Annotated in this window: 8 protein-coding genes and 1 riboswitch; of the genes, 2 read left to right on the forward strand and 6 right to left on the reverse strand. The window is 51.6% G+C overall.

What is annotated here, in order from left to right; all coding sequences use genetic code 11:
- Positions 1 to 167: 167 nt before the first annotated feature.
- Positions 168 to 1,658, forward strand: a complete 1,491-nt coding sequence (locus tag ACYVK4_RS06895) for a xylulokinase (protein ID WP_461126758.1) — start codon at positions 168 to 170, stop codon at positions 1,656 to 1,658.
- Between the two features lie 119 nt (positions 1,659 to 1,777).
- On the opposite strand, the gene ACYVK4_RS06900 is transcribed toward ACYVK4_RS06895, so the two are convergent.
- Positions 1,778 to 3,184, reverse strand: coding sequence for a Gfo/Idh/MocA family protein (locus ACYVK4_RS06900; protein ID WP_461126759.1), 1,407 nt, complete (start codon positions 3,182 to 3,184; stop codon positions 1,778 to 1,780).
- Between the two features lie 611 nt (positions 3,185 to 3,795).
- Here ACYVK4_RS06900 and ACYVK4_RS06905 point away from each other — a divergent pair.
- The gene (locus ACYVK4_RS06905) at positions 3,796 to 4,347 is read left to right on the forward strand and encodes a fasciclin domain-containing protein (RefSeq protein ID WP_461126760.1); all 552 of its coding nucleotides are present in this window, start codon (positions 3,796 to 3,798) and stop codon (positions 4,345 to 4,347) included.
- Between the two features lie 87 nt (positions 4,348 to 4,434).
- Here the strand turns inward: ACYVK4_RS06905 and metH are convergent, their stop codons facing one another.
- The 5 genes from metH to ACYVK4_RS06930 all read right to left on the reverse strand — a co-directional run bounded on the left by metH (position 4,435) and on the right by ACYVK4_RS06930 (position 12,081).
- Positions 4,435 to 8,220 (reverse strand): methionine synthase, encoded by a 3,786-nt coding sequence (metH, locus tag ACYVK4_RS06910; RefSeq protein ID WP_461126761.1) that lies wholly within the window; start codon positions 8,218 to 8,220, stop codon positions 4,435 to 4,437.
- A gap of 110 nt (positions 8,221 to 8,330) precedes the next feature.
- Positions 8,331 to 8,438: riboswitch (SAM riboswitch) on the reverse strand.
- A 73-nt stretch (positions 8,439 to 8,511) separates the two neighbouring features.
- The gene (locus ACYVK4_RS06915; RefSeq protein WP_461126762.1) at positions 8,512 to 8,874 is read right to left on the reverse strand and encodes an SxtJ family membrane protein; all 363 of its coding nucleotides are present in this window, start codon (positions 8,872 to 8,874) and stop codon (positions 8,512 to 8,514) included.
- A gap of 7 nt (positions 8,875 to 8,881) precedes the next feature.
- A complete protein-coding gene (locus ACYVK4_RS06920; RefSeq protein ID WP_012928744.1) occupies positions 8,882 to 9,031 on the reverse strand; it encodes a DUF5989 family protein in 150 nt (49 codons plus the stop codon).
- A gap of 16 nt (positions 9,032 to 9,047) precedes the next feature.
- The gene (locus tag ACYVK4_RS06925) at positions 9,048 to 10,202 is read right to left on the reverse strand and encodes an SGNH/GDSL hydrolase family protein (RefSeq protein WP_461126763.1); all 1,155 of its coding nucleotides are present in this window, start codon (positions 10,200 to 10,202) and stop codon (positions 9,048 to 9,050) included.
- Positions 10,203 to 10,218: 16 nt separating this feature from the next.
- Complete coding sequence (locus tag ACYVK4_RS06930; RefSeq protein ID WP_461126764.1) at positions 10,219 to 12,081, reverse strand: carbamoyltransferase family protein; 1,863 nt, start codon at positions 12,079 to 12,081, stop codon at positions 10,219 to 10,221.
- Positions 12,082 to 12,101 lie beyond the last annotated feature (20 nt).

The following is a 12,101-nucleotide window of genomic DNA, read 5'->3' on the forward strand; positions in this document are numbered from 1 at the left end:
AGTAAGTGAATGATAATGAGAACACATTAAAAATATATTTTACTACTAACTGGCAGGTATGAGATGGTGTTTAGGAACGGGGCAACAATTGTTGTACTAAGGCTCATTACTTATTTATCGCCTTCCCGTTGTACTTTCGTACCAGATACCCTAACTCTGGTAACCACATGTATTTTCTTGGATTCGACCTTGGCAGTTCGTCGGTCAAAGCGTGTTTAGTGGATGCCAACAGCGGCAAAGCTGTTGCATCGGCTTTTTTTCCGGAAACGGAAATGGTCATTGAATCTCCCCAGGCCGGTTTTGCCGAACAACAACCGGAGAACTGGTGGAAAAACGCCTGTCTGGCCAGCAAGGCGGTCATGCAGAAAGCCAATGTGCAACCCGGCGATGTGAAAGCGATTGGTATTTCGTATCAGATGCACGGCCTGGTCGTTGTCGATAAGGACTTTAACGTCCTGCGCCCGTCCATTATCTGGTGCGACAGCCGGGCTGTTCCTTACGGCAACAAAGCGTTCGACGCACTCGGCCACGACCGTACACTGCACCACCTGCTCAACTCTCCCGGCAATTTCACGGCGGCCAAACTGGCGTGGGTGAAAGCCAACGAACCGGACGTATACGCACAGGTCGACAAGTTCATGCTCCCCGGCGATTACCTGGCCGCCCGCATGACCGGCGAGATAGTAACGACGGCTTCGGGTTTGTCGGAGGGAGCGTTCTGGGATTTCCAGGCCGATCAGCCTGCCCAGTTCCTGCTCGATTATTTTGGCTTCGATGCCTCGCTCATTCCTGCCATCAAGCCAACGTTTGCCCCGCAGGGTGAACTAAGGGCATCGGCCGCTGCCGAACTGGGTCTTGCCGCCGGAACGCCCGTCACCTACCGCGCTGGCGACCAACCAAACAACGCCTTCTCCCTTAATGTGCTGGAACCCGGCCAGATTGCCGCTACCGCAGGAACATCGGGCGTGGTATACGGCGTGAGCGATCAGGCCAGCTACGATCCACAATCGCGGGTGAACACCTTTTTGCACGTTAGCCACACAGCACAGGCACCCCGCTATGGGGTTCTGTTGTGCGTCAATGGCACCGGTATTTTGAACAGCTGGCTGCGGAATCAGATGCTGCAACGGTCGGTTAGTTACCCCGACATGAACACGCTGGCGCATGAAGCGCCGGTTGGTGCCGATGGCCTCATGTGTTTACCTTTTGGCAATGGTGCCGAGCGGATGCTGGAGAATGCGGATTTAGGTGCGTCCTTTCATGGGCTTCAGCTAAATCGGCATGGACTTCCGCATATGATCCGGGCGGCACAGGAAGGCATTGTCTTTGCGCTGTACTACGGCATTCAGATCATGGAAAGCGTAGGCGTTGGGTTACAAACGATTCGGGCGGGCGAGGCCAACATGTTCCTGAGCCCCCTCTTCCGCGATACCCTTGCCAACCTTACCGGTGCCACCATCGAACTTTACAATACCGACGGTGCTCAGGGTGCCGCGCGTGGTGCGGGGCTGGGACTGGGCCACTATAAAAATGCCCAGGAAGCCTTCACCGGGCTGCAGGTCACCAAAACCATTGAACCCGATATGCGGGCGCAGGAAGGTTATCGTGACGCCTACGGACGATGGCTGAGCGTATTGAACGACAGCACCAAATCGTAACGGTTTCCCTTAACAAAACTGGTTGCAGAACGGTGGTATATGGGACACATATTGTAGATATGTCTCATACACCGCCGTTCTGCAACCAGTTTTAGTAAGCAGGCAGGAATCCTGACTCCCTATACCACCAGCTTCATGGCAACAGGATCCCAGTTAATGATCTTTTTGGTTAGGAAACTCGTGTTACAGGCTAACGCCGGAGCAGCAGCCCGGAACCCGAACGTAGCATCTTCCACCACGGGTTTCCCCATACGGATTGCGTCGAAGAAGTTAGTAAAATGGTCTAAATGATCGCTGTAGCCATCCGGAGCTTTAAAGACGATATCGTCTTTTTTGGGCCTTTTCCGCTGATCTGCCGACCATTTAGCATCATACTCCGTTTTCATCTCATCCTGCATATTTTTGGCAAACGTGAACACCGAATCATAGCCACCAAAGCCGGGCGCTTCGGGCATCAGGCTGTGCCTGACGTTGATATTGTTGCCAATTACGTCAATAACCCCTTCCGACCCAACCAGCCGGATCACCTCCTGCCCGCCCGTACCACTAATAAAATTCACCTGTAAGGTTAACTGAAACGCTGCGTGTTCCGGGCTGTCGGGATATTGCATCACGCCCGACATCACATCGGGCAGGTTACGGCCGTCTTTCCAGTAGCTGAACTGCCCGGTGCTGTAAATACTTTTAGGACCTTTGGAGTTGGTGATAAAGTGCGTACCACTCAGCAGGTGAATGAATAGGTCACCCGCTACGCCCGTACCCACTTCTTTGAAGGCGCGCCACCAGAAAAACTTCTTGCCATCATAGGGCATTTTGGTACCCGTAACGGCAATAAACCGGTCCCAGTCGGTAGTCATGGCATCGGCATCTTTAGGAATGGTATACTCCCAGGCACCAATCGAGCTTTGCCGATCATATACGGCGTTGACCATGTTGAGCTTACCAATTTCACCTGCCGCCAGCAATTCTTTGGCTTTGGCATACCCGAGACTGCTAACCCGCTGGCTACCTACCTGCAACACCTTCCCGGCAGCTTTGGCGGCTGCTATGACCGGATAGCCCTGGCTGATTTTATAGACCATCGGCTTTTCGCAATACACGTGCTTGCCTTTCGCCAACGCATCGAGAGTAATACGGGAATGCCACACATCGTGCGTGGCAATAATTACCGCGTCGATGTCTTTCCGGTCCAGCAGTTCTTTGTAGTTGCGGGTGGTGTACAGCTGATTACCATACGTTTCTTTAGCATTTTCCAGTCGGCCCGTATACAGATCGCAAATACCGGCCAGCTCAACACCCGGCACTTTCAGGGCGGTACTCAGGTCAAAATGCCCCTGAACACCGTAGCCAATAACCCCCAGGCGGATGGTATCGTTAGACGAAACAGGTTTTTCGTAATGCAGAATGCGCTCTTCGGCTTTCGCCTGTGCTGCCAGCGACGACAAAGGCGAAGACGCTGCCACCAGGCTGGTTGCGCCAATTTGCTGTAAAAATTGCCTTCTTGAGGCCGCGTTCGTTTTTTTCATAATAGTAAAAGCTCCCAACCGACCCATCGGGCTGCCGACCCATCGGGCTGCCGACCCATCGGACTGCCATAACGGGTGTTTAAAACGGATCACTCATGCCGTGGGGATTGTATGAGCATGAATATTTATAAGAAAGACAGCTGCCTGCTAAATCTATTTGACTACGTAGCCAACAAAGGGAATTTTTCGGCTGACGTGCCCCCAGAACGGCCCATTGATTGTGCCCCGACCACCTGAAAAATGAGGGTACTATTCTTTGTCAGTCCGAATATCGAGGTCCATCAGGCGCAGTTTTATGCTTTTGCTAAGCCGGTGAACTTGCTTTTCAGCGGCTACTAAGACAAACATACTGATATACACAGCTATCCCTGCTTATGTAAAATTACTCATTCGATAAAACATTTCCGTTAATCATTTATAGTAAATACGGCACAAAAAAAATTAGCCCACACAAACAAAAAATTATAATAAATATCTACTATACAGGCAGTTATAAATTTTTTAAAAAAATTTAAATCCAAACTATACCGAACCGGCGTAAGTCTTCATGTTGTCAACAAACAGAGTATAAATAGTCAATACACATTTCAACCAGTCAAAAAAATAAAGACATGAAAACGCTTAAATTAATCTTCTCCATTGTTGCTTTGTCGGCTATTAGCCAGTTCTCATTCGCTCAGGAAAAAACCGTGATGGTCGGTGGCGCTCCAATGTATCCATCAAAAAATATTGTTGAAAATGCGGTCAACTCAAAAGACCACACTACGCTGGTAGCCGCCGTTAAAGCAGCTGGTTTAGTAGAGACACTGTCGAGTGCTGGCCCATTTACGGTCTTCGCCCCAACCAACAAAGCGTTCGACAAACTGCCTAAAGGCACCGTCGAAACGCTGGTGAAGCCAGAAAGCAAAGAAACGCTGACCAAGATCCTGACCTACCACGTCGTATCCGGTAAAATGAGTGCGGCTGATCTGATGATGGCCATTAAAAATGGTGGCGGCAAAGCAACGTTGACAACCGTACAGGGTGGCACGCTGACAGCGATGCTGAAAGGCAAAAAGATTGAACTGATGGATGCCAAAGGCGGTACATCGACTGTTACGATTGCCGATGTCAACCAGTCGAACGGCGTGATTCACGTAATCGACACAGTATTGATGCCCTGATAGGCCATTCTGATCTACTCAACAACAGGAATGCCCGGCCAAACGGTCGGGCATTCCTGTTGTTATAAATGTCAATTTGCGGATGCCCTACGCATCATAACTCAACACGGGGCTCAGCCATTTCTCGACTTCCTCAACCGGCATGTCTTTCCGTTGAGCGTAGTCCAGCACCTGGTCTTTGTTGATCTTACCAACAGCAAAATACCTCGATTCGGGATGTGAAAAATAGAAGCCACTCACCGACGAAGCCGGGTACATGGCGTAACTTTCGGTGAGTTCGATGTCAATTTTACCGGCATCCAGCAGATTGAACAAGGTGCCCTTTTCGGTGTGATCGGGGCAGGCTGGATAGCCCGGTGCGGGACGGATACCCTGATACGCTTCTTTGATCAACTGCTCATTGGGCAGATTTTCATCGACGGCATAGGGCCAGAACTCTTTCCGAACGCGCTCGTGCATCCGCTCGGCAAACGCTTCGGCCAGACGGTCGGCGATGGCTTTCACCATAATGCTGTTGTAATCGTCGTGGTCGCGCTCGTATTTTTCCAGCAGGGCTTCAATACCGATACCCGCCGTAACGGCGAAACCACCGATATAATCTTCCCGGCCACTTTCCAGCGGGGCAACGTAATCGGCCAGGCAGAGGTTTGGCAAACCGGGAGCTTTCTGGTTTTGCTGACGCAGGAAGTGCAGCACCGTTTTGGTGTCGTAAATCAACTCACCCGCCGGTGTTACAGCCGCCTGCGACTGCGCTTTGCTAATCCTGTATTCAATATGCTGGTGCGAGCCATGCCGTTCGCAGGGCGTTTCGCGAACGTGCTCTTCAAAATCGTGCAGCAGTACATCGTCGTCAGCCGAGTTGGCGGGAAAGAACCCGACAACAGCTTTAGCCCTCAGCAATTTTTTGTCGATGATTTCCTGCAAAAGCGTGTTGGCATCGTCGAACAGCTGTTTGGCTTCTTTGCCCACAATAGCATCATCGAAAATAGCGGGGTACTTACCGTGCAGCTGCCACGTCTGGAAGAAAGGCGTCCAGTCGATGTAACTGGCTAATTCCGCAATATCGTAGTCTTCGAAATAGCGATTACCCAGGAACGCAGGTTTGGTTGGCTGGAAGGCCGACCAGTCGATTTGCGTGCGGTTTTCGCGGGCTTTCGAGATCGTCAGGCTGGCTTTTTCCTTTTGGCGCTTGGCGTGATCTTCCCGGAGTTTGACGTATTCCGCTTTAATATCCGTGAAGATTTTATCCTTCGTACCATCTGTTTCGCTCACCAGTCGCCCGGCCACGGGTACACTCCGGCTGGCATCCAGGACGTGAATGACGGGACCGGAATAATGGGGGTCAATTTTAACGGCCGTGTGGATTCGGGACGTTGTTGCGCCACCAATCAGCAATGGCAGTTTAAAGCCCTGCCGTTCCATTTCTTTCGCTACACCAACCATCTCATCCAGCGACGGCGTGATCAGGCCGCTCAGGCCAATGATGTCGACATTATGCTCGCGGGCCGCGTCCAGAATTTTCTGGGTAGGCACCATCACACCAAGGTCGATGATCTCGTAATTGTTACAGCCCAGCACTACGCCAACGATGTTCTTGCCAATGTCGTGCACATCACCTTTCACGGTGGCCAGCAGGATTTTACCGGCATTCGAGGAGCCGGTGCCCGACTTCTCCGCTTCAATAAAGGGCGTCAGATAAGCCACCGCTTTTTTCATCACGCGGGCTGATTTGACGACCTGCGGCAGGAACATCTTACCCGCGCCAAATAGATCGCCAACCACGTTCATGCCATCCATCAGCGGGCCTTCAATGACGTGTAGGGGTCGTTCTACCTGTAGCCGGATTTCCTCTACATCCTGATCGATATAATCGGTAATTCCTTTGATCAGCGCGTGCTTGAGCCGTTCGCGAACGGGTTCCAGCCGCCAGCTTTCGTCCTGCACAATGGCCTTCCCCTTCGCTTTCACCGTTTCGGCAAAATCGACCAGGCGTTCGGTAGCATCGTCGCGACGGTTGAGCAATACGTCTTCACAACGCTCCAGCAACTCTTTTGGAATGCTGTCGTAGACCTCCAGCTGACCGGCATTCACGATTCCCATATCCATACCGGCCCGAATAGCGTGGTACAAAAAGGCCGAGTGCATGGCCTCCCGGACTACATCATTCCCCCGGAAGCTGAACGAGATGTTCGATACGCCACCGCTTACTTTGGCCAGCGGCAGGTTTTCCTTGATCCAGCGGGTGGCGTTGATAAAGTCGACGGCGTAGTTGTTATGTTCTTCAATACCCGTGGCAACGGTCAGGATGTTCGGGTCGAAGATGATATCCTGAGGATTGAAGTGAACCTTGTCGACAAGAATCCGGTAGGCCCGTTCGCAGATCTGGATACGTCGTTCGTAGGAATCGGCCTGACCGCTTTCGTCAAACGCCATCACGACCGCTGCGGCACCGTAGCGTTTTACCAGTTGTGCCCGTTCAATGAATGCCTCCTCCCCTTCTTTGAGCGAGATCGAGTTAACGATGGCTTTCCCCTGCACACATTTCAGGCCCGCTTCGATCACCTCCCACTTGGAGGAGTCGACCATGATGGGAACGCGGGCAATGTCGGGTTCGGCAGCGATCAGGTTCAGGAAGGTTTTCATGGCCTCCACCGAATCCAGCATTCCTTCGTCCATGTTGACGTCGATGACCTGAGCACCGCCTTCTACCTGTCCACGGGCAATGCTAAGGGCCTCGTCGAAGTTACCTTCTTTAATGAGTCGGGCAAATTTCTTGGAACCCGTTACGTTGGTCCGTTCACCGACGTTCAGAAAGTTGGTTTGCTCGGTAATTTTTAATGGTTCAAGACCACTCAGTTTCTGATAAGGCTCTGGCTCGGGTAACTGCCGGGGCGGGTATTTAGCGGCAACAGCCGCAATGGCGCGAATGTGATCGGGTGTGGAGCCGCAGCAGCCACCTACGATATTAACAAAACTGCTTTTAACGAAATCTTCAATCTGAAGAGCCATCATGTCCGGCGTCTCGTCGTACTCACCAAATTCATTAGGCAAGCCCGCATTGGGATAAGCCGACGTAAAGAAGGGCGCTTCTTTGGCCAGAGTTTGAATATAGGGACGCATCAACTGAGCACCAAGGGCACAGTTCAGGCCTACACTCAACAGGGGCAGGTGCGATACCGAATACAGAAAGGCTTCCGTCGTTTGCCCCGACAACGTCCGACCGCTGGCGTCCGTAATGGTGCCGGAGATCATAATGGGCAGAACCGTCTTTTGTGGATTCAGGTTGAAGTATTTGTCGATGGCGAACATAGCTGCCTTGGCGTTCAGCGTATCGAAAATCGTTTCAACCAGTAGTAAATCAGACCCGCCGTCAACCAGTCCGCTCACCTGTTCATAATAAGCATTGACCAGTTCATCGAACGTAACAGCCCGATAGGCCGGGTTATTGACATCGGGCGAGAGCGAAGCCGTCCGGTTCGTTGGCCCCATTGCTCCGGCTACAAAGCGAGGTTTACCGGGATTTTGGTTTGTTATTTCAACGGCAACTTCCTTGGCGATTCGAGCTGACTCGTAGTTAAGTTCATAGGCTAGATCCTCCATGCGGTAATCGGCCATGGCAATGGACGTACCGCTGAAGGTATTGGTCTCAATAATGTCGGCACCCGCTTCGAGGTACTGTTTATGAATCGCCTGAATGATGTCGGGCTTGGTCAGAGACAGTAAATCGTTGTTTCCCTTCAGATCATGGGGCCAGTCCCGGAATCGCTCGCCCCGGTAATCGGCATCAGTCAGGTTATACCGTTGAATCATCGTACCCATTGCCCCATCGAGGACAAGGATGCGTTCGTGAAGAAGTTCGTATATCGTTTTCAAAGGCTGTATAGCAAGGCGACATTGTCAGGAACCAACAACGGGCGCACTAAAAAAAATCCAATAAAGCAAAATGGCCGGATTCCAGAAAGACAGACAGATAGCGAATCGCTAACTTATCTCTCCCGCCATAAAGCGGGTGGAAATTGGCACCATTCCCCTGGGCTGGTCGGTTGCCAAGACATCATCGGGTCCGTTCCCTCCGTCTTTCTGGATAAGCTATGGCAAATTTAAACAAAAATAGGGTGTCCCAGCAACGGAGACACCCAAAATCAACGTGTTTCTATTTACTGATTACCAGGCGTCTTCCAGATCCTCTTTCGTATACAGATGATTGCGCTCGGTATAGAATGATTTGGCATCATCCCGTTTCAGAGCCAGCGGGTTTTTAGCCGTCATGCGGTACAGCAGGGCAATCGGGAACAAAAACACGAAGAACAGGATGGACAGAATGACTTTACCGTTGATATTTCCCAATATCTCGGCCAGCTTGAACCATGCCTTTACGATGAGGTCGCCAACGGCCGGAATGGCCAGGCTCAAGACACCCACAGCCGCAGCTCCGTACAGAAACCAGGGCGACTTCGTAATAAAATACAATACGACCAGGCCGGTAACGATGACCAGCTGGGCTTTTACTTTCTCCGTAACGTCCATGCGTTAATTAAAACAGGGTATAGATAAATGGAGCTACTGCCGAGCCACCGCCAATGACAATCAGGACGCCGATGAGTAACAATAAAATGATCATGGGAGCCAGCCACCATTTTTTGCGCTGTTTCATGAACTTGAAAATATCCTGTAAGAATTCCATAGTTTTTTGTGTTTGCTTACTTGTTAACAGATACCAGTTGACCAGTGCCGGGATTCGACTGCACCAGTTTGAACAATGCCTCGCCCACCCGCTTGTTGACAATAGCGCTGGCGTGGCCGTCGTTGCGCCCCACTACCCGATCATTCGGAGCAATGTCGCCAATTAGCTTCCCGACATCCAGAATCGGCACATTGTTGGTTTGAAAAAGATTGACGACCGGCTTCACATACTGCGCCGTCTTTTCGATGTTATGCGAGAAAGGGAACATGACGACGTAGAAACGCGCATTATGCTCTTTGGCATAGGTAATAAACTTGGTCAGATCGCCGAGGTGGTCGTTGATGATGGCAGGGGTACCGTACGCAGTTCGGGCATACACATCGAACGGGGCAAAGTTACCATGCGGAAACTGCCAGTACAGGTAGTTCAGCAAATAGGACCGCATAAAGAGCGACTGAACAAAACGGGGCAGATCGGAATACGGTCTGAAGCCTTCCGGTATCAGGCCATGATCGTGCGCTACCTTTTCAATGTCATTCGGGAAATACTGAAGAATTAAAATATCAGGCGTTTTACCAAACTTCAGCAAACGGGCATACTCATCGCGGGTGTCGGAACCGGATATGCCCAGATTATAGGTCACGTATTGTTTTTCGCCCAGTTTTTCGCCCAGGATGTTGCCATACCGTTCTTCTGCCGTATTCAGGCCGTGGCCCGCAGAAAACGAATCGCCAACAATAAACACCTTCTTCTTACCAAGGGTGTCCGTCTTGGGTGTATCGCGGTAGTCGCCCGTCATGGGGGGCCAGTGCCGCTCGAACCAGATGTGCGAGGCCAGCGTAAGGCCACCCTCCTGGCTTTGGGCAATGAACATAAAGGCCATTTCCAGGAACACCATCACCACGATCAGCGGCACAAACAGGGTCGCTACGTTACCAAGCAGTTTGGGCGGGTTCGGATTTTTAACGACGCCATAATAATAGACGCGCAGGATTTCCATGAGAATCAACAGAAACAGCGCGCACTTGATCAGGCGGACGTATATATTATCGAACAACCCCTTGCGCGGGTAGTCGAAGCTTACCCCAAAATGGTCGCCGTAGAAAACGAAAAAGATGAGAAATCCCAGCAGGAGCAGGCGAACAGCACTGGAAAAGAGTTTTGATTGCATTAAAAAAGGTCGTTCATTAATCTAAAACAAATTCTTCTTTCCAGTTATCGCTCCCCTGCCATTCGGGCTGTTTGCGCTTGTCGAACAGGTAGTTGCCGACGGCCAGGTAATCCATTTCGGTACGCATGAAGCAGCGGTAGGCATCGTCGGGTGTACAAACGATGGGTTCGCCCCGCACGTTGAAGCTGGTGTTGACAATAACGCCATAGCCGGTCAACTTCTTGAAGGACTCGATCAGCTCGTAATAGCGCGGATTGGTATCTTTATGCACCGTCTGAATACGGGCCGAGTAGTCGATGTGCGTAATGGAGGGCAGATCGGACCGCTGGTAATAGAGTTTTTCGCGCAGTGGGAAACTGGCATAATCGGCGGGTACGGGCGTCCGGCGTTTTTGGGCAACCGGATGAACGAGGAGCATATACGGTGAAATACCGTCGTAGTCGAAATACTCGGCGCAGTCTTCAGCTAAAACGGAAGGCGCAAACGGCCGAAACGATTCCCGGTATTTGATTTTCAGGTTCAGCTTCTTCTGCATTTCGGCATTACGGGGATCGCCCAGAATGCTGCGTCCGCCGAGCGCCCGTGGGCCGAACTCCATCTGTCCCTGCACCCAGCCCAGCACGTTTCCTTCAGACAGCAGCTTGGCCGCATCGCTGGTTAATGCCGAGAAATCGGTGTAATGCGTAGCTACGGCTTTGTATTTTTTGGCCATTAACTCCACATCCAGATCGGAGAAGGTAGGCCCCAGGTAAGAGCCCCGCATAGCGTCGCGCTCGGTGGTTACAACCCGCTCCTGTCCGAAATAAATGTGATAGGCAGCCAGAGCAGCGCCCAGCGCACCACCGGCATCACCAGCGGCTGGCTGAATAAAGATGTCTTTGAAAATACCCGCAGCCTGAAGCTTGCCATTCGACACGCAGTTGAGGGCGACGCCACCGGCCAGCACCAGCGCATCGGCATTGGTGAGTCGTTTGGCTTCTTTGGCCATGTTCAGCACAACCTCTTCGGTTAAATACTGAATGGCCAGTCCCAGATTACAGTGCTGGGGCAACAGTTCATCTTCCGGCTGACGTTTCGGAAAACCGAATAATTCGGCCCACTTGGCCTCGTTAACCATTTTCAGGCCCGTAGCATAATCGAAATAGGTCTGATTGAGCCAAACGGAACCATCGGGGCGAAGGTCGGCCAGTTTATCTTTTATGATTTCCATGTAACGGGCCACGTCCGGCGAGTTGGGATCGCCGTAGGGGGCCAGCCCCATCAGCTTGTACTCGCCCGAGTTGACCCGGAAGCCCAGAAAATACGTGAATGCCGAATACAGCAGCCCAAGCGAGTGCGGGAACCGCATTTCCTTCAGGATAGAGATGTTTTTACCTTCGCCCAACCCAATAGACGCGGTGGCCCATTCGCCTACGCCGTCGATGGTCAGGATAGCGGCCCGTTCGTAAGGCGATGGGTAGAAGGCACTGGCACCATGCGAAAGGTGGTGTTCGGGAAACAGCAGCTTTACCTTGCGCGATGGGTCGTAACCCAACTTTTCCAGCTCCTGGCGAATAAGGCGTTTTAGAAACAATTTTTCTTTAAGCCAGACTGGAATCGACATCAAAAAGGACCGTAGTCCCTGAGGGGCAAAGGCATAATATGTTTCCAGCAACCGTTCGAATTTGAGCAGTGGCTTGTCATAAAATACAATCGCATCCAGCTTGTTGAGGTCTGCCCCGCTGTACTGCAGGCAGTATTTAATGGCTTCGGCGGGAAATCCCGGATCATGCTTTTTGCGGGTGAACCGCTCTTCCTGAGCAGCGGCAATGATACGTCCGTCTTCAATTATTGCTGCTGCCGAATCATGGTAAAAAGCAGAGATGCCTAATATGGTCATGAACTATGTTACTGGTCAAA

The sequence above is a fragment of the Spirosoma aerophilum genome (assembly GCF_054782495.1).